The organism is Nocardia sp. NPDC055029 (assembly GCF_053608525.1).
The window spans coordinates 63,017-80,153 of sequence record NZ_JBSGVQ010000015.1 but is presented as its reverse complement, the minus strand read 5'-3'; the positions used below and the strand labels follow the sequence as shown (position 1 = coordinate 80,153).

Below are 17,137 nucleotides of genomic sequence, written 5' to 3'. Positions count from 1 at the left end.
CCCTCGACCAGTACGCCGCCCAGCGCGGCCGCAAGAACTTCTTCATGTTCGGTGAGGTCTACTCCGCCAAGTACTGGCCGCGGTCGAGCGGGCCCACACCGACCTCGCGCTCGGCACCGCGTTCGTCCCGGCGCCACCGGCGATGACGCTCGGTGGCGCGGCCTTCGTGCCGATGGTCGCCGCCGCCGAATCCGCCGGGGCGGCCGCGGTGAAACTGCTCGCCGACCTGCCCGCCAACCGAGACCGCGGGCTCCCTGTACAGCGGTCGGTGATCGTGGTGACTTCCGCGGCCGACGGCAGCTGTGAGGCACTGATCGATGGACGGCTGGTCACCGCCGTGCGCACGGCGGCCGCCAGCGCGGTCGCGACGAAACACCTCGCACGGCAGAATAGTTCGGTCCTGGGACTGGTCGGCGCGGGAGGTCTCGCCGTCGAACACACCCGCGCGATCGCCCTGGTCCGCGACCTGAATGCCGTGCTGGTCTGGTCGCGCTCGGCGGAGACGATCGAGCGGTTCCGCACCGCCGTCGCCGATCTCGGTCTCGAGGTGCGGGCGATGGCCGGACCGGAGGCGGTGACCCGCGCCGCCGACATCCTGTGCACGCTCACTCCGTCACGGGAACCGATCGTGCGGGGCGCGTGGTTCGGCGCCGGCCTGCACGTCAACGCGGTCGGCGCACCCCCGCGCGCCGACCACCGCGAGGTCGACGGCGAAGCGATGCGCCGCGCGAGCGTCGTCGTAGACTCGGTCGGTACCACGCTCACCAAGTCCGGTGACACGCTGCTCGCCCTCGCCGAGGGCGCGATCACCGAGGCGGCGGTGAGCACCGAGCTGGGTGAGGTCATCGCGGGCCGGACCCCCGGTCGTGTCGGCGACGGCGACATCACCCTGTTCAACTCGGTCGGCATCGGCCTGCAGGATCTGGCCGCCGCCCGCTTGCTCATCGACAGGGCTCGCGCCAACGGCATCGGAACGGAAGTGGACCTCGCGACATGACCGCACTCACCGAGATCGACATCACCCACCTGCGTCGCGCCATCGACCTCGCCGGTCAGGCATCGGCGCGCGGTGACCGGCCCTTCGGGGCGGTCGCCGTCGACAGTGACGGCCGCGTGCTCGCCGAGGGCGCGAACGCGGTGAGCACCAGCGGCGACGTCACCACCCATGCCGAACTGGTCGCGATCACCACCGCCACCGCGGCGGGACACGCCGAGGCGTTGCGCGGCTCGACCGTGTACGCGAGCGGCGAGCCGTGCCCGATGTGCGCCGCCGCCATGGTGTGGGCGCGAGTCGGGCGGATCGTCTTCGCCGCGGCGGCCGCCGAATTCGGGCAGATCCTGCCCGGCAAGCCAGCTTTCGCGCTGACCTGCGCCGACCTGGTCGCCACCGCCAACGTGGCGGTCGAGGTCAGTGGACCACATCTGGGCGAGGAAGCCCTGGACGTCTTCCGCGCCGCCGCGGCGAGCTGACCCGGAGTGCCGGTCGCCACCACGGCGACCGGCACCGATCACCGGACCGGAACGGACTCTCCGCCCAGGTCGCGCTGTTCCTCGATCGCCTCGGGCGTGCCGGGCACCTGAGTGCCGCGCAGCGAGACGCCCTTGGTCTCGATGAGGAAATAGGCGGCGATCAGGCCGACCAGACAGGCGCCGAACATGTAGTACGCCGGGAACAGGTGATCGCCGGTGGCCTCGATGAGCGCCTGGTTGACCACCGGCGCGGTACCACCGAACAGCGAGGTCGCCACGTTGTAGCCGATCGCCACGCCGGCGAAGCGCACGATCGTGGGGAACATGGCCGGGAAGGTCGCCGAGATGGTCGCCAGCTGCGGCGCGTAGAGCAGGCCGAGGATCGCGAAGCCGGCGATGGCGCCGGTCAGCGAGCTGCCGATCAGCTTGTACACCGGGATGACCATGATCATCAGCGCCGCGCACGAGAACATCCACATCGGCCTGCGGCCCACCCGGTCGGAGAGCGCGCCGAGGAACGGCAAGGTCACCAGCATGGCGATCTGACCGATCAACGGGACCAGCAGCGCATCGGATTCCTCCATGCCCAGCGTCGTCCCCAGATAGGTCGGCGTGTAGCTGAGCAGCGAATAGTTCACCACATTCAGCGCGATCACCAGGCCGAACAGGGTCAGAACGGGACGCAGGTATTTCGTCACCAGATCGCGGTAGACACCGGTCACTTCCTCGGTTTCGTCCTTGCTCTCGACCTCGCGGAATACCGGCGTGTCCTCCACCCGATTCCGTAGATACATACCGATCAGACCCAGTGGCGCCGCGATCAGGAACGGCAACCGCCAGCCCCACGATTCCATCGCCGTAGCGTCGAGAATATTCACCAGCAACAGGGCGACAAGATTGCCGAGCGTGAATCCGGCGAGGGTGCCGACTTCGAGAAAACTGCCGTAGAAACCGCGTTTGCGGTCGGGCGCGTATTCGGCCATGAATGTCGCGGCACCGCCGTATTCGCCGCCTGCGGACAATCCCTGGACCATGCGCAGCAGGTAGAGCAGGATCGGGGCGGCGATGCCGATGGCCTCGTAGCTGGGGATCAAGCCGACCGCGAGGGTCGAGGCCGCCATCAGGACGATGGTGGTGGCGAGCACGCGTTTACGGCCGATCCGATCGCCCAGCGGCCCCCAGATCATGCCGCCGATGGGCCTGATCAGAAACGACACCGCGAATCCGAGCAGGGTGTAGACCACGCTCGATCCCGTCCCGTCGCCGGGAAACAACGACGCGGCGATATACGTCGCCAAGTAGGCGTAGACGCCGTAGTCGAACCATTCGACCGCATTTCCGATCGCCGATGCACCGATGGCACGATGCAGCACCGATTTCGATTCCTGTGACATCCGCAAAACCTCTCGTCGTCGCCCCCTCGGACTACCCGGCAATTTCGCCGGGCAAACGTTACGACTACGCGAAGAATGCCCTGAGATCAGGCGAGAGCCGACAGTTTGCCTGCGAGAACGGACTTTTCCCGTTCGTTGCCGCAGAGCCGCACCGCCTCGGCGAGCGCGGCACGCGCCTCGTCGGTGCGGCCGAGCCGCGTGAGAAGTTCGCCGCGCACACTCGGCAGCAGATGCGAATTCGCCAGCGCCCCATCGGCGGCCAGTTCGTCGACGATGGGCAGCGCGGCGGCGGGCCCGTCCGCCATCGAGACCGCCACCGCCCGGTTCAGCTCCACCACCGGCGACGGCGCGAGCCTGCCCAGCGCCTCGTAGAGCAGCACCACCCGCTCCCAGTTCGTCGCCTCGACCGACGGTGCGACAGCATGACATTCGGCGATCGCGGCTTGCAGGCCGTACGCGCCGAGCCCATTGCCCACCGCGGCGGCCTTGGCCAGCGCGGCCCGGCCACGCCGGATCGCGGAACGGTCCCAGCGGCGCCGATCCTGCTGTTCGAGCAGCACCGGCTGCCCGTCGGGGCCGGTTCGGGCGGGAAACCGCGCCGCGGTCAGTTCGAGCAGCGCCAGCAGCCCGTACACCTCGGCTTCGTCCGGCATCAGCCGGGCCAGCACCCGCGCGAGCCGCAGTGCTTCACCGGCGAGGTCGAACCGGATGAGATCGCCGCCCGTGCTGGCCGATGACCCCTCGGTGAAGATCAGGTAGATCACCCCGAGTACCGATCCCAGCCGGGCGCGACGTTCGGCCGCGGGCGGCACCTCGAACGCGACCTGCGCCGCGCCGAGCGTCTTCTTCGCCCTGGTGATCCTGGCCTGCACGGTCGCGGTCGGCACCAGGCAGGCCTTGGCGATCTCGTCGCTGGTCAGGCCGCCGACCACGCGCAATGTCAAGGCCAGCCGGGCTTCCCGCGACAGCACCGGATGACAGGAGATGAACATCAGGGCGAGCACGTCGTCGTCGATCTGATCGGGATCCCACAGGACCTCCGCTGCCGCCCGCACCGGGTCGGCCGCGTCGCCGCCGGTCAGCACGCCACCCTCGCCGAGAGTGCCCGCGAGGGTGGCGTACCGCTCGTCGAGGGCGGCGCGGCGCCGGAACGCGTCGATCGCGCGGCGCCGTCCGACGGTGAGCAACCACCCGGCCGGTTGCCGTGGCACACCGTCGCGCGGCCACGTCACCAGGGCCTCGGCCAGCGCCTCCTGCGCGAGATCCTCGGCCATCGCGAAATCGCCGGTGTAGCGGGCCAGCGCGCCGACGATCCGGGCCGATTCGATCCGCCAGACAGCCGCCACCGCTTCCCGGCCGGTGTGGTGGGTCATCGTCGTCGTGCTCAGAGCTGGCCGGTGGCCTCGCGCCAGGCGCGTTCCTTGATGATCCAGGTATTTTCCTGCGGGAATTCATCGATGCTGGGGACCCGGCGGATCTCGGTCTTGATGCCAGGGCCGGTCATCGGCATCCGCTTGGCCCATTCCACCGCCTCCTCCTTGGAGGCGACATTGAGGATGTAGTAACCGCCGAACAGTTCCTTGGTCTCGCCATAGGGTCCGTCGGTGACGACCGGGGGTTCCGAGGCGTAGTCGACGACCACCGTGTCGGCGGCATCGTCGAGGCCCTCGGCGGCGACGAGCACGCCGGCCCGGATCAGTTCGTCGTTGAACTTGCCCATGGTTTCCAGGACCTCGTTGAAGTCGAGCTGGGTGGCCCTGGCCCAGGCGTCGTCGGTCGCGCGCATGATCAGCATGTACTTCATGGTGTGTCTCCTCGGGGTAGGTGCGGATCCTTCGTTCATCCCTAGGTCGAACGGGCCACGACACCGATCGACAACCGATCGAAACTTTTCCACGACTATTTTCCGCAGCCTACGACGGCGACCGGGTGACCGCATGATCGCGAGTCCCCGATCCGGGTACCCGCGACGGCTCGGCGTGATACATGTCGGAGGGACCTGTCACGCGACACAGCGGACGGGCAGAGAGGCAAGGAGTCCATCGTGAGCGCAGTCCTCGTCGAGCAACGCGAGCATGTGCTGGTCGTCACCATCAACCGGCCACAGGCCATGAACGCGGTCGACGCCGAGGTCAGCACCGGTGTCGGCGAGGCGCTCGAACAGGCCGAGACCGACGCGCAGATCCGGGCCGTCGTGCTCACCGGCGCAGGCGAGCGCGCGTTCTGCGCGGGTGCCGACCTCAAGGCGATCGGCCGCGGTCAGGGGATTCTTGCTCCGGGACATGAGGATTGGAACCTGGCCGGATATGTGCGTCATCCGATCAGCAAGCCGACCATCGCCGCGGTGAACGGCTTCGCGCTCGGTGGTGGTACCGAACTCGTCCTGGCCAGCGACCTTGCCGTCGCCGCCGAGACCGCCACGTTCGGCCTGCCCGAGGTCGCCCGCGGCCTGTTCGCGGCCGCCGGCGGCGCCTTCCGGCTGCCCGAGCAGCTGCCGCGCAAGGTCGCCATGGAGATGATCCTCACCGGCGAACCGATCACCGCGGCGCGCGCGCTCGAGCTCGGGCTGGTCAACCGGGTCGTCCCTGCCGATCTGGTGCTCGACGCCGCCTTGGAGCTGGCGGGCCGGATCGCCGCGAACGCGCCGCTGGCGGTGCAGGCGAGCAAGCGGGTCGCGCTCGGTCTGGTCGACGGCAAGATCGCCGACGACGCGGCCTGGGACCTCACCAACCGCGAGATCATGGGTGTCGCACGCACCGAGGATGTCCGCGAGGGCACCCTCGCCTTCGCCGAGAAGCGCAAGCCCAACTGGCAAGCCCGCTGACCGCGATGCGGATTCTGATTCTCGGCGCCTCGGGTTTCGTCGGCAGCGCGCTGCGCGCGCAGCTGGGTGGACGCCACGAGGTCGTCGGGACGAGCAGGTCGGGGAACGGGCTGGTCCCCCTGGATCTCGCCGATGCCGATGCGGTCCGCGCGCTCGTCGCGGACCGCGTCGACGTGGTGATCCACAGCGCCGGGATCGTGGATCTGGCTACCGCCCAACGGGATCCGGAAGCGGCCTACGCCGCGAACGTCGCACCGATGGCGGCGCTGCTCGACGCCGTCGACGACGCGGGCGCGAAACTGGTGTACCTGTCGACCGACAACGTGTTCGACGGCACGCGCGACCACTACGACGAAACCGCGCTGCGCACCCCGATCAATGTCTACGGCTGCACCAAGTCCTCCGCCGAACAGCTGGTCCTCGCCCGCGACGGGCACCTCGTCGCCCGGCTCCCGCTGGTCTACGGCCGCAGCCCGCGCTCGGACAAATTCCTCGCCCGCTTCGCCGCCCCGGCCATCGAGGCGCGCACCGATATCGTGTGCAATCCGCTGTATCTGCCCAGCCTGGCGCCCATGCTCGAGCACCTCGCTGACGAGACCGGGGTGGTCCACCTGGCCGGTGCGGAGACGGTGAGCCGCTACGAACTGATGACCCGCGTGCGCGACCGGCTCGGCGCACCCGCCCGAATTGTGCCCACCGACAACGATTCCGCGCCACCGGACTGCCCGCGACCACGGCGGCTGGTTCTGCGCAGCGTCCGGCACACCCTCGCCGGACCCGGGATCGACGCCGCCCTCGACGACCTCATCGGCCCTGCGCCGACGCCTCCGCCTGCGCGCTGATCGCCGTCCCCATCCACCGGCGCAGATAGCGCCGCAGCTCCTCGTCGCCGCGCGGCGGATTTCCGGGTGAGAGGAAGAACGACTGCATGGTGCGCAGGGCGTATTCGACGAGTCCGCGCAGCGCCGGTTCGTCGTATCCGTAAGCCGCCCAGTCGACATCGAAGCGCCGGATCATCGTCATGCCGAAGGCCTGCGCCTCGTCGGAGGTGAGGCTGTCGGTGTGCAGGTTCGAGTACGAACTCGACAGCAGGATGCCCAGGTGCGGGGTCTGGCGGACCTCGGTGAGGGTGTAGACGACGGCCTCGATCATCGCGTCGGCCGGGTCGTCGAGCCCGCGAACGTGCGCGGTCAGCCGGTCGAGGAAACCGTCGACCGAGGCGATGGCCGCGGCCGTCATCAGCGCGTCGGCGCTCGGGAAGTACCGGTAGACGGTCTGCCGGATGACACCGAGCGATTCCGCGACGTCGGCGATGCTGATCTCCGCTCCCGTCCGGCCGATGAGATCTACTGCCGCGGCGATGATCCGGCGCGCGGCCTCCGCATCGTCCGCCGGCGGACTGCCACCCCATCCACGTCTGCGCGCCACCGGGTGGACGCTAGCACAACCCCAGGTCACGGCGAATTCCGCGAAAGTGATCATACACTCGAAGGCTCATACGTATGATTACCTCATCACCCGAGCGGCAGGCACACGCCCGAACAACGAGGTACTCCACGTGACCGACCTTCATGTCCGCAAAATGGACTTCGCCTTCTCCGACTACGACGTGCCGTTCCTGTGGAATCCACAGAACCCGGCGTTCTCCTCGATGGCCAATGCCGTCTCGTTCCTGGCGATCGGCTTCGAGAAGATGATCGTGCAGCTGATCACGCAGGCGAAACCGCAGATCACCGACCCCGAAGTGGCCGAGGAAGCCGACGCGTTCATGCGTCAGGAGGGCCAGCATTCGACCGCACACCGCCAGCACGTCAAGGCGCTGATCCGGCGCTATCCGGGTCTGCAGCAGACCCTGGACGCGGTGATCGCCGAGTTCGACAAGCTCACCGCGAGCACCCCGATCAAGTACCGCCTGGCCTACACCGCCGATCTCGAGGCGACGTTCACGCCGGTGTTCAAGCTGATGCTCGACAACGACTCGACCCTGTTCGCCCCCGGCGACGACCGGGTCGCCTCGCTGTTCATCTGGCATTTCGTCGAGGAGGTCGAGCACCGCAGTTCGGCGCTGATCATCTTCAACTCCGTGGTCGACAGCGAGCTGTACCGGATGCGGGTCGCGCCCTCGATCTTCCGGCACGTCCTGCAGGTGATCCGCGTGGCCTGCGAAGGCTTCAACGAGCATGTGCCGCTGGCGGATCGGCAGGTCGACGCGCTGTCGATGTTCGCGAACTACCGTCGCGGGCAGACGCTGCGCCGGTTGCTGCCCGGGCTGCGGCCCGCCGACAACGGCACCATGCCGCGCGCGTTCGACGATCTGGGCCTGGGTGAGCAGATCGTCGCCCTGGGCGGCATCATCCGCAGCCAGATGCCCCGGCACAATCCCGCGCACGAGAACCTGCCTGCACTGGCCGACGAGTGGTTCCGACGCTATGACGAGGGCTACGACGTCACCCGTTGGTACACCGCCGATTCCGTCAGTTCGTAGGAGGGCCGCCCGATGGCCGAACACTGTTCACCCACCTTCGCCGAGCTCGCCACCCAGCTCGGTTTCTCCTGCGAGGAAGCGGGCGGTCTGGTCGAGTTCCGCAGTCCCTTCGCCCTGGAGAACTGGACGCTGCCGGTTCTCGAGATCACCATCGTGCTCGGCGCGGTGCTCGCGCTCTGGTACGCGATCGTGCGCCTGCGCCGCCACGGTGACCCCACCGATCTGGTGCTGTGGTTCGGCGCGACCGCCTACCTGTTCGTCATCGAGCCGCCGCTGTACTTCCCGGCCGCGTTCGGCATCGAGGACCATGTCGACACGATGTTCGCGCACAACGTGTTCACCGTCGACTTCCTGTGGGGCCGATTGCCGATCTACATCGTGGCGATCTATCCGCTGATGGCCACGCTGGCGTTCGGGATCGTCCGGATGCTCGGCATCTTCCGGCAGTACGGCGTACTCGTCGGCGCGACCTGCGTGGGTTTCGTGCACCACGCGTTCTACGAGATCTTCGACCATCTCGGTCCGCAGCTGCGGTGGTGGGAATGGTCGGTCGACAATCCGATCAACCAACCGATGTTCGACTCGGTGCCGGTGGGCAGCGTGGTGGTGTTCGCCGCGCTGTGGCCGATGTCGCTGGCGTTCTGCGTGCAGTACTTCGTCGGCCGTCAGGTCGATCAGGGCCGGGAGTTCTCCGGCATCGAATTGGTCTGGCGCACAGTGGTGATCGGTCTGCTGGCCTCGGTGGGCACCTTCCTGCTGCCGCTGCCTGCGACGGTGCTCGGCATGAGCAGTACGACGGTGCGCGGCGTGGTCTACGCGCTGGAACTGGTCGTGCTCTCGGTCGTCGCCGCGGTCGTCATGGTTCGCCAGTGGCGGCGACTGCGTCAGGGTGGCGCGACGGGTCCGCGCTCTCTGAACCCGTTCGTCCAGCGCTACGCCATCGTCTATCTCGTGGTGATGGCCGTTCTCTGGATCACCGCCCTGCCCGCCTTCCTCGACGCCGTCGACGGTGAGACGAGCAACGGCGATCCCCTCGGAAATCCCTGGTACACGCTGGCCTGCTTCGGTATCGCGATCCTGTCGATCCTCGCCACGTTCACCGTGCCACGTGTGGTCTCCGAACAGAACGAGCCGCAGGTGGAGAGCAAGGCGGCAACCGGCTAGCTCGGTCGCTCGATCTCGGCCGTGCCCCACGGCCGAGATCGAGAACCGTCGAGTTCCCCGCGCACGCCGGACCGCGCCCACCTGCGCCGGTGGGTGTGCCGACCACAGGTCCGACGGATATATACCGGTCCGTACCATCGACTTATGAGCGTCACCGACCATACCGAGCGCACGGCCGACACCAGTTCGCCCGAGACCGGGACGCAGACGGCCACGCCGGAGAAGGTCGTGCGGCGGCGGCCCAAGAACCGGCGCGCCCAGATCGCCGCGGAGGCCGCGTCCGCGTTCGGCGCGCACGGGTACCACGGTGTGAGCATGGAGGACATCGCGGGCAAGCTCGGGATCAGTTCGGCCGCCCTCTACCGGCACTACCGCAGCAAGTACGCGTTGTTCCGGGAGGAGCTGTTCCGGCTCGCCGATGTCACGGTGGCGGCGGTGACTCTGCCCGAGGACGCGGCGGAGTGGTCGCCGCGGGAACGCCTCGACCATGTCATCGACGCCGTCATCGCCAAAACCATCGGTAATCGGTCGACCACCGCGCTGGTCCGCTGGGAACGGCGGTATCTCGACGAGGCCGACCGGCAGGCCCTCGACGACAAATTCGCCGAGGCGGTTCGCCTGCTCGGCGGGCTGGTCCGTGAGCTGCATCCCGGACTCGCCCGCGACGACATCGCCGTCCGCTCCGTGGCAGTGTTCAGCGTGGTCAGCAGCATCGGCGACCACCACGCGAGCCTGCCGACCAGGCTGCTCACTCCCCTGCTCGCCTCGACCTGCCGGGCGCTGATCGATGTCGACCTGCCCGCGCAGGAGCCCGCGCGCCCGCCGGCCGAGCCCGACACCGGGTCGCCGTTCATGCACGAAGTGCTGCTGTCGAAGTCGGTCGAACTCTTCCATGAACGCGGCTACCAGAATGTCAGCGTCGAGGACATCGCCTCCGCGGCCGACCTGGCCACCGCCTCGGCCGTCTACCGCTACTACCGCAGCAAGAGCGACCTGCTCGCCGCGGCGTTCCGCCGCGCGGCCGATATCGTCTCCGGCGCGATCGGCCCCACGGTCGCCGCCTCGACCTCCCCCGCGCACGCCCTGTCGTCCCTGATCGACATGTACGTCCAGGGCTCCTTCGCCGAGCGCGCCCTCACCTACGTCTATTACGCCGAATTCGGCAATGTCGCCGCCGAAGACCGGGTGACGCTGCACCACATCCAGCAACTGGTCATCGCCGAATGGACCAAACTCCTCGTGCAGGTCCGCCCCGAGCTGACGGAAGCCGAAGCACGCATCCTCGTCCACGCCGGCTTCGCCCTGGTCGTCGACCTCGGCCGCGCCTTCGGCGACGAGGGCGTCGCCCCCCAGAACCGCGTGATCACCCTCCACCGCACCACCCTGTTCGGCCACGCCTGACGACAACTCGCTGCCGCTCCGCCGGTGGAGCGGCAGCGAGTGCCGGTGCGAGACAGCGGGTTACAGGCCCAGCGTGCGGCCGATGATGTCGCGCTGGATTTCGCTGGTGCCGCCGAAGATGGTGGAGACCAGGGCCCCGCGGACATGCTTTTCCATGTCGAACTCGCGGGCGTAGCCGTAGCCGCCCATCATCTGCATGCCTTCCAGCGCCACCCGCTTGCTGGTCTCGGTCGCCTTGAGCTTGGCCATCGAGGCCTCCCTGGCGAGCACCTTGGTCGGGTTGGCGTCGGCTTCCCTTGCCACGCTGTAGATCAGCAGCTTGGTGCATTCGATCTCGGTGGCCAGGTCGGCCAGGCGGTGGCGCAGCGACTGGAACGAGCCGACCGGCCTGCCGAACTGCTTGCGCTGGGTGACGAAGGCGATGGTGTCCTCGAAGGCGCGCTCGGCGGCGCCCAGGCTCATCGCGGCCAGGATGAGGCGCTCGAAGTTGAGCCCGGTCATCAGCTGACGCCAGCCGTTGCCCTCCTCGCCGACCACCGCGTCCTCGGGCAGCACGCAATCGGTGAAGTACAGATCGTTGGTCTCGGTCTGGTTGCCCATCAGCTCGATCGGGGTGATCTGCAGGCCGGGGGTGTCGGCGGGCACGTGGAACATGGTGAGCCCCTCGTGCTTTCCGCCCTCCTTCGAGGTGCGGGCGACGAGCAGGATGTTCTCGGAGATGTGGGCGTTGGAACACCAGGTCTTCTGGCCGTTGATCAGCCAGCCGTCGGCGGTCTTGACCGCCTTGGTCGACAGGTTGCCCACGTCCGAGCCCGCCTCGGGCTCCGACATCGAGATCGACTGGGAGGCACCGCGAACGATGCCACGCAGCACATTGTCCTTCTGCGCCTCGGTGCCGAACTTGGCGTAGGCGCCACCGGTGATCAGGGTCGGCCCGATCGCCCCGATCGGCAGCATCCCGCGCAGGCTCTCCTCGAGCAGAATGCACATGTCGACCATCGAGGCCGCCGACCCGCCGTACTCCTCGGGAATCGTCAGGCCGAGCCAGCCGAGCTCGGCCATCTTCGCGTACACGCCGGGGTTGTGCTGTTCCTTGTCGTGCTCGGTCAGCGCGTCACGCTGCTCCCGGGTCCCCGCCTCACGCTTGGCGAACGCGGCCACCGCCGCGGCGAAATCCTTTTGTTCCGGGCTGAATTCGACGCCCATACTGTCCCTCTTCTTCCGTGCTGATCGATGGTTGGGTCTACTTGGCTCGCCCGAAGCGGAAAGCGGTGAGCTTGCGCACCGTCGACAGCGTCGACTCGGTACGGGCGAACGACAGCAAGGCCATGCCGGGAATCTCGAAGCGCTGCCGCGCGATCGAATGCGGCCGGGTGAAACCGAGCAGGCCTGCAGCTCCGTGGATGCGGCCGATGCCGGACTCGCCGACACCACCGAAGGGCAGCGCCGGGATGGCCGCGTAGGCGGCCGGGCTGTTCACCGAGGTCGCACCGGCACGCAGCTTGCGGGCGATCTCCATGCCGCGCTTGCGCGAGAACACCGACGAGGCGAGCCCGTATTCGGAGGCGTTGGCCAGCTCGATCGCCTCCTCGACATTGCGCACCGCGCGCACGGTGAGCGTGGGACCGAAGGTCTCCTCGCGGACCGCGGCGGAGTCCTCTGGCACGTCGAGCAACACGATCGGGCGCACGAACGGCGCCTTGATCGACTCGGGGCCGCCCACCAGCGCGGTGCCGCCCTTGGCCAGCGCGTCCTCGACGTGGCTCGTGATCACGTCGACCTGGCTCGGCAGTGTCATCGGGCCGTAGGAGGCGTCCGGACCCGAGCCCGGCGTCAGCTCTTCGACCCGCTTGGTGAGCTCGGCCAGGAACTCGTCGAGCACCGAGGCCACCACGTAGCAGCGCTCGGTACCCACACAGGTCTGGCCGGAGTTCGCCATCGCCGACCAGGCGATCGCGTCGGCGGCCGCGGCCACCTCGGCGTCCTCGGCCACGATCGCCGCGTCCTTGCCGCCGCATTCGAGCACCACCGGGGTGAGCCGCTGCGCCGCGGCGGCCATGATCCGCTTGCCGGTGGCGGTCGAGCCGGTGAAGGCCACCATGTCCACGCCGGACTCCACCAGGGCCCGGCCGGTGTCGCCCGGGCCTGTCACGACAGTGAGGATGCCGTCGGGCAGGTCGGGGTTCGCCTTGGCGAAGGCATCGGCGAACCAGTGGCCGACGCCGGTGGTGAGCTCACTGGGCTTGAACACGACGGTGTTGCCCGCGGCCAGCGCGTAGGCGATCGAGCCGTTGGGTGTGTACACCGGGTAGTTCCACGGGCCGATCACGCCGACCACACCGTGTGGGCGCTGCTCGATCACGGCCTCGTGATTGGCCATCATCAGGCCCGGCCAGACCTTCTTCGGCCCGAGCACCTTGTGCGCGTTCTCGGCCGCCCACGCGAGGTGTTCGACGGCGGTGATCACCTCGAGGTAGGCGTCGTCGGCCGTCTTGCCGTTCTCGGCGCTGATCAGCGCGCAGAACTCCTCGGCATGGTTGACCAGGTGCGCGCCCCAGCGCAGCAGCGCGCGTTTGCGATCCTTGAATCCGAGTTCCCGCCAGGTGTCCGCAGCCCGTCGTGCCAGGGCGACGGCGGCGCCGACGCTGTCGGCGTCGTCGATCGGCCAGCTGCCGACCTGCTCGCCTGTCGCCGGGTTGGTCGTCACCAACATCGGCACGGAAACAGTTGCGGTAGTGGGGGTTTCGGTCATCCTCGACCATCCTTCAAGTAGCCCGGTGGCGGTGTCGCGACACTCCGGCCGCACGTGCCGTCCGGGGATCCGGCGGCCCGCACGACCTATTGACACGGTATGTCGGAGGCCGCTAAGTTAATCGTGATTCTCATTAAGTTAATCACGATTCTCGCCGGTTGCAAAGAGCCGTTCAGGTTTTCATCGCGACCGGCGAGAATCGTCGAATCCGGAGGGAGAGCGCGATGCTGCGCACCCGATTCACCGAGGCATTCGGTGTCGAGCACCCCATCGTGCAGGGCGGGATGATGTGGGTCGGCCGCGCCGAACTCGCCGCCGCGGTCTCGGAGGCGGGTGGCCTCGGCATCATCACGGGCCTGACCCAGCCGACGCCGCAGGCGCTGCGGGAGGAGATCGCCAGGACCAGGGACCTCACCGACAAGCCGTTCGGGGTGAATCTGACGATCCTGCCGTCCATCACTCCCCCGCCCTACGAGGAATACCGGCAGGCGATCATCGACGGCGGCGTCCCGATCGTGGAGATCGCGGGCGGCAATCCGGCCACCCACCTGCCCTTTCTCAAGGATGCCGGGATCAAGGTGCTGCACAAGTGCACCAGCGTCAAGCACGCGCTCAAGGCACAGCAGGTCGGCGTCGACGGCGTGAGCATCGACGGTTTCGAATGCGCCGGTCATCCCGGTGAGAACGACACACCGGGGCTGGTGCTGATCCCCGCGGCGGCGCGTGAGCTGGAGATCCCGATGATCGCCTCGGGCGGCATCGCCGACGCCCGCGGCCTGGTCGCCGCCATGGCGCTGGGTGCGGACGGGGTGAACATGGGAACGCGGTTCCTGTGCACCGTCGAGTCGCCGATCGCGCACTCGGTCAAGGAGAAGATCGTCGCCAACACCGAGCTCGACACGAAACTGATCTTCCGGACCATGAACAACACCGCCCGGGTCGCCGACAATGCCGTCAGCCGCCAGGTCGTCGAGATCGAGCGCGGCGGCGGCACCTTCGCCGATGTGCGTGATCTCGTCGCCGGTGCGCGGGGGCGCAAGGTCTACGAGGACGGCGACGTCGACGCGGGAATCTGGAGCGTCGGCCAATGCCAGGGCCTGATCCACGACATCCCCACCTGCGGCGACCTCGTCGCGCGGATCGTGCGCGAGGCCGAGGACCTCATCGCGGGCCGGCTGGCGGGCACGATCGTCGAGGCGGTGGCGCGATGAGCGAGAGCCTGCACGTCGACGCCGAACACGGCGTCCTGCGCATCACGATCGACCGCCAGGCCAGGATGAACGCGATCGACCTCGCGACCATGGCCGAACTGTCCGCGGCGATCACGGCGGCCGCCGACGAGCCGAGCACCCGGGTGATCGTGCTGACCGGCGCGGGCAAGGCCTTCTGCACCGGCGCCGACCTCGCCGCCGCGGCCGCCGCGGGCGGCAACGAGGCGACGCCGGAGCTGGTGATGGACACCGCCAACGGCGTGATCCGCGCGATCGTCGACTCCCCGCTGCCGGTGATCGCCCAAGTGAACGGGCCCGCGGCCGGTGTAGGCGCCTCGATCGCCCTGGCCGCCGATCTCATCTATGCCGCCGACAGCACCTACCTGTTGCTGCCGTTCACCTCCATCGGCTTGATGCCCGACGGTGGCGCGACGGCGCTGGTGGCGGCCGCGATGGGACGCGCGCGGGCCGCGGAGATGGCCCTGCTCGGTGGCCGCCTGCCCGCCGCCGAGGCCGCCGCGGCGGGCCTGATCACCGCGAGCGTGCCCGCCGCCGAGCTCACCGACCACGTCGACACCATCGCCGCCAAGCTCGCGATCGGACCCCGGCGCGCGCTGCAGCTGACCAAGGCCGCGATCAACGCGGCGACCCTGTCCGAACTCGACAGCGCGCTCACACGGGAGAAGGACGGGCAGGTCGAACTGCTGACCTCCGCCGACTTCCTGGAGGGGATGACCGCGATGTTGACCCGCCGCGCCCCGCAGTTCACCGGCGCTCCCCGCCCGATCGCCGACCCGGCCTAGTTCCCCTCGAGGAGACGACGATGTCCACCGCCGTAGAACCGATGCGCTCGCGACGCAATCACTGGATGAACCAGATCGCGATCCACGCCACCACCATTCCCGACGCGCCCGCGCTGCGCTACCTCGGCAAGACCACCAGCTGGCGGGAACTGCACGAGCGGGTCGGCAAGCTCGCCGACGCCCTCGCCCGGCGCGGTATCGGCCCCGGCGATCGTGTGCTGATCCTGATGCTCAACAACACCGAGTACATCGAATCGGTGTTCGCCGTCAATACTCTCGGCGCCATCGCGGTCCCGGTGAACTTCCGGCTCACCCCGCCCGAGATCGCCTACCTGGTCACCGACAGCGGCGCCACCGCCATCATCACCGAGGCGATGTTCGCCCCGCTGGTCACCGCGGTGGCGGGCCAGACCGGTGGGCTGGACACCCGCATCGTGGTCGGCGTGGGAACGTGCGAGGGCCTGCTCGGCTACGACGATCTGCTGGCCGAGGAGGGCGAACCGCACGAGCCCCTCGACGTCACCGAGGACACCGCCGCCCTGATCATGTACACCTCCGGCACGACCGGAAACCCCAAGGGCGCGGTGCTGACCCACCTCAACATGAACTCCCAGGCGCTGACCTGCATCCGGGCGATGCGCTACAGCGCCGACGACATCGCCTTCTGCGCGTCACCGCTGTTCCACATCGCCGGATTGGGTTCCATCGCCTCCTGTTTCGTGCTCGGCGCGCTGACGGTGATCCATCCGCTCAAGGCGTTCGACGCCACCGAGGTCCTCGACGCGTGGGAGCGCGAACGCGCCACCTCGGTGTTCCTGGTGCCTGCCCAATGGCAGATCGTCTGCGCCGATCCCTCGGTGCCGCAGCGTGATCTGCGCCTGCGGGTGATCAGCTGGGGCGCCGCGCCCGCCTCGGACACGGTGCTGCGCGCCATGGCCGAGACCTTCCCCGACGCCCTCAACGTGGCGGTCTTCGGCCAGACCGAGATGTCGCCGATCACCTGTGTGCTCGACGGCGAGGACGCGATCCGCAAGCTGGGTTCGGTCGGCAAGCCGATCCCGACCATCGCCACCCGGATCGTCGACGACGAGATGAACGATGTCGCCCCGGGCGAGATCGGCGAAATCGTCTATCGCGGACCGACATTGATGCGCGAGTACTGGAACAACCCGCGCGCCACCGCCGACGCGTTCGCCGGCGGCTGGTTCCACTCCGGAGATCTGGTCCGCCGGGACGACGAGGGGTTCGTCTACGTCGTCGACCGGAAGAAGGACATGATCATCTCCGGCGGCGAGAACATCTACTGCGCCGAGGTCGAGAACGTGCTCTTCAGCCATCCCCGCATCCGCGAGGCGGCAGTGATCGGCCGGGCCGACGACAAGTGGGGCGAGGTGCCGGTGGCGATCGTCGCCGTCGAGGACGCCGACGCGATCAGCCTCGCCGATCTCGAAGCGCACCTCAACGCCCACCTGGCCCGCTACAAGCACCCGAAGGACCTCGTCGTGGTGGACACCCTGCCGCGCAATGCCGGCGGCAAGGTGGTCAAGCACGAACTGCGCAGGCTGCACGGTTCGGTGCCCGTCGCCGGCAGCTGAGCGAGCCGATGACACGGTCCCGGTGACGCCACTCCCCG

16 protein-coding genes are annotated in these 17,137 nt (G+C 68.5%); 10 read left to right on the top strand and 6 right to left on the bottom strand.

What is annotated here, in order from left to right; translation table 11 throughout:
* The first annotated feature begins 73 nt into the window (after positions 1 to 73).
* Both ACWF9G_RS15890 and ACWF9G_RS15885 read left to right on the top strand, forming a co-directional pair.
* Positions 74 to 997, top strand: coding sequence for an ornithine cyclodeaminase family protein (locus ACWF9G_RS15890; protein WP_452516100.1), 924 nt, complete (start codon positions 74 to 76; stop codon positions 995 to 997).
* Entirely contained in the window at positions 994 to 1,470 is a 477-nt protein-coding gene (locus ACWF9G_RS15885) for a nucleoside deaminase (protein ID WP_452516035.1), read from the top strand. Before ACWF9G_RS15890 ends, ACWF9G_RS15885 begins: the two co-directional genes overlap by 4 nt.
* A 38-nt stretch (positions 1,471 to 1,508) precedes the next feature.
* On the opposite strand, the gene ACWF9G_RS15880 is transcribed toward ACWF9G_RS15885, so the two are convergent.
* The 3 genes from ACWF9G_RS15880 to ACWF9G_RS15870 form a co-directional block, all read right to left on the bottom strand.
* Positions 1,509 to 2,864 (bottom strand): MFS transporter, encoded by a 1,356-nt coding sequence (locus ACWF9G_RS15880; RefSeq protein WP_379310625.1) that lies wholly within the window; start codon positions 2,862 to 2,864, stop codon positions 1,509 to 1,511.
* 86 nt (positions 2,865 to 2,950) lie between these two features.
* Positions 2,951 to 4,237, bottom strand: coding sequence for an RNA polymerase sigma factor (locus ACWF9G_RS15875; protein WP_452516033.1), 1,287 nt, complete (start codon positions 4,235 to 4,237; stop codon positions 2,951 to 2,953).
* An 11-nt stretch (positions 4,238 to 4,248) separates the two neighbouring features.
* Positions 4,249 to 4,668, bottom strand: coding sequence for a YciI family protein (locus ACWF9G_RS15870; protein ID WP_452516031.1), 420 nt, complete (start codon positions 4,666 to 4,668; stop codon positions 4,249 to 4,251).
* 237 nt (positions 4,669 to 4,905) lie between these two features.
* Between ACWF9G_RS15870 and ACWF9G_RS15865 the strand changes: the two genes are divergently transcribed.
* Positions 4,906 to 5,688 (top strand): crotonase/enoyl-CoA hydratase family protein, encoded by a 783-nt coding sequence (locus ACWF9G_RS15865; protein WP_452516099.1) that lies wholly within the window; start codon positions 4,906 to 4,908, stop codon positions 5,686 to 5,688.
* A gap of 5 nt (positions 5,689 to 5,693) precedes the next feature.
* On the top strand, positions 5,694 to 6,530 hold the full coding sequence (locus ACWF9G_RS15860; protein WP_452516029.1) for an SDR family oxidoreductase: 837 nt from the start codon (positions 5,694 to 5,696) through the stop codon (positions 6,528 to 6,530).
* Here the strand turns inward: ACWF9G_RS15860 and ACWF9G_RS15855 are convergent.
* Positions 6,493 to 7,116, bottom strand: a complete 624-nt coding sequence (locus ACWF9G_RS15855; protein WP_379310620.1) for a TetR/AcrR family transcriptional regulator — start codon at positions 7,114 to 7,116, stop codon at positions 6,493 to 6,495. The two genes, ACWF9G_RS15860 and ACWF9G_RS15855, sit on opposite strands and share 38 nt — an antisense overlap.
* A gap of 130 nt (positions 7,117 to 7,246) precedes the next feature.
* On the opposite strand from ACWF9G_RS15855, the gene ACWF9G_RS15850 reads away from it, so the two are divergent.
* The 3 genes from ACWF9G_RS15850 to ACWF9G_RS15840 all read left to right on the top strand — a co-directional run bounded on the left by ACWF9G_RS15850 (position 7,247) and on the right by ACWF9G_RS15840 (position 10,738).
* Positions 7,247 to 8,173, top strand: a complete 927-nt coding sequence (locus tag ACWF9G_RS15850; RefSeq protein ID WP_379310619.1) for a metal-dependent hydrolase — start codon at positions 7,247 to 7,249, stop codon at positions 8,171 to 8,173.
* Between the two features lie 12 nt (positions 8,174 to 8,185).
* Positions 8,186 to 9,337: a hypothetical protein gene (locus ACWF9G_RS15845; protein WP_452516027.1), complete on the top strand. Its 1,152-nt coding sequence runs from the start codon at positions 8,186 to 8,188 to the stop codon at positions 9,335 to 9,337.
* Between the two features lie 144 nt (positions 9,338 to 9,481).
* Entirely contained in the window at positions 9,482 to 10,738 is a 1,257-nt protein-coding gene (locus tag ACWF9G_RS15840) for a TetR/AcrR family transcriptional regulator (protein WP_379310617.1), read from the top strand.
* Positions 10,739 to 10,798: 60 nt separating this feature from the next.
* Here ACWF9G_RS15840 and ACWF9G_RS15835 read toward each other — a convergent pair whose 3' ends face one another.
* Together ACWF9G_RS15835 and ACWF9G_RS15830 are read right to left on the bottom strand one after the other, a co-directional pair.
* Positions 10,799 to 11,944 (bottom strand): acyl-CoA dehydrogenase family protein, encoded by a 1,146-nt coding sequence (locus ACWF9G_RS15835; protein ID WP_452516026.1) that lies wholly within the window; start codon positions 11,942 to 11,944, stop codon positions 10,799 to 10,801.
* A 37-nt stretch (positions 11,945 to 11,981) separates the two neighbouring features.
* Positions 11,982 to 13,490: an aldehyde dehydrogenase family protein gene (locus ACWF9G_RS15830; protein WP_452516025.1), complete on the bottom strand. Its 1,509-nt coding sequence runs from the start codon at positions 13,488 to 13,490 to the stop codon at positions 11,982 to 11,984.
* 224 nt (positions 13,491 to 13,714) lie between these two features.
* Between ACWF9G_RS15830 and ACWF9G_RS15825 the strand changes: the two genes are divergently transcribed.
* The 3 genes from ACWF9G_RS15825 to fadD5 are packed head-to-tail and all read left to right on the top strand — an operon-like array spanning position 13,715 to position 17,099.
* Positions 13,715 to 14,701: an NAD(P)H-dependent flavin oxidoreductase gene (locus tag ACWF9G_RS15825; RefSeq protein ID WP_378846568.1), complete on the top strand. Its 987-nt coding sequence runs from the start codon at positions 13,715 to 13,717 to the stop codon at positions 14,699 to 14,701.
* On the top strand, positions 14,698 to 15,504 hold the full coding sequence (locus ACWF9G_RS15820; protein ID WP_452516024.1) for an enoyl-CoA hydratase-related protein: 807 nt from the start codon (positions 14,698 to 14,700) through the stop codon (positions 15,502 to 15,504). The genes ACWF9G_RS15825 and ACWF9G_RS15820 overlap by 4 nt, the downstream gene beginning before the upstream one ends.
* A gap of 20 nt (positions 15,505 to 15,524) precedes the next feature.
* Positions 15,525 to 17,099, top strand: coding sequence for a fatty-acid--CoA ligase FadD5 (fadD5, locus tag ACWF9G_RS15815; RefSeq protein ID WP_452516022.1), 1,575 nt, complete (start codon positions 15,525 to 15,527; stop codon positions 17,097 to 17,099).
* The last annotated feature ends 38 nt before the right edge of the window (positions 17,100 to 17,137 follow it).

What these genes read in the sequence shown, in the direction of transcription:
- ACWF9G_RS15830 (WP_452516025.1), bottom strand. Translation starts at nt 13,490, where the DNA reads ATGACCGAAACCCCCACTACCGCAACTGTTTCCGTGCCGATGTTGGTG.
- ACWF9G_RS15885 (WP_452516035.1), top strand. Translation starts at nt 994, where the DNA reads ATGACCGCACTCACCGAGATCGACATCACCCACCTGCGTCGCGCCATC.
- ACWF9G_RS15875 (WP_452516033.1), bottom strand. Translation starts at nt 4,237, where the DNA reads ATGACCCACCACACCGGCCGGGAAGCGGTGGCGGCTGTCTGGCGGATC.
- ACWF9G_RS15840 (WP_379310617.1), top strand. Translation starts at nt 9,482, where the DNA reads ATGAGCGTCACCGACCATACCGAGCGCACGGCCGACACCAGTTCGCCC.
- ACWF9G_RS15860 (WP_452516029.1), top strand. Translation starts at nt 5,694, where the DNA reads ATGCGGATTCTGATTCTCGGCGCCTCGGGTTTCGTCGGCAGCGCGCTG.
- ACWF9G_RS15870 (WP_452516031.1), bottom strand. Translation starts at nt 4,668, where the DNA reads ATGAAGTACATGCTGATCATGCGCGCGACCGACGACGCCTGGGCCAGG.
- ACWF9G_RS15880 (WP_379310625.1), bottom strand. Translation starts at nt 2,864, where the DNA reads ATGTCACAGGAATCGAAATCGGTGCTGCATCGTGCCATCGGTGCATCG.
- ACWF9G_RS15845 (WP_452516027.1), top strand. Translation starts at nt 8,186, where the DNA reads ATGGCCGAACACTGTTCACCCACCTTCGCCGAGCTCGCCACCCAGCTC.
- fadD5 (WP_452516022.1), top strand. Translation starts at nt 15,525, where the DNA reads ATGTCCACCGCCGTAGAACCGATGCGCTCGCGACGCAATCACTGGATG.
- ACWF9G_RS15820 (WP_452516024.1), top strand. Translation starts at nt 14,698, where the DNA reads ATGAGCGAGAGCCTGCACGTCGACGCCGAACACGGCGTCCTGCGCATC.
- ACWF9G_RS15825 (WP_378846568.1), top strand. Translation starts at nt 13,715, where the DNA reads ATGCTGCGCACCCGATTCACCGAGGCATTCGGTGTCGAGCACCCCATC.
- ACWF9G_RS15835 (WP_452516026.1), bottom strand. Translation starts at nt 11,944, where the DNA reads ATGGGCGTCGAATTCAGCCCGGAACAAAAGGATTTCGCCGCGGCGGTG.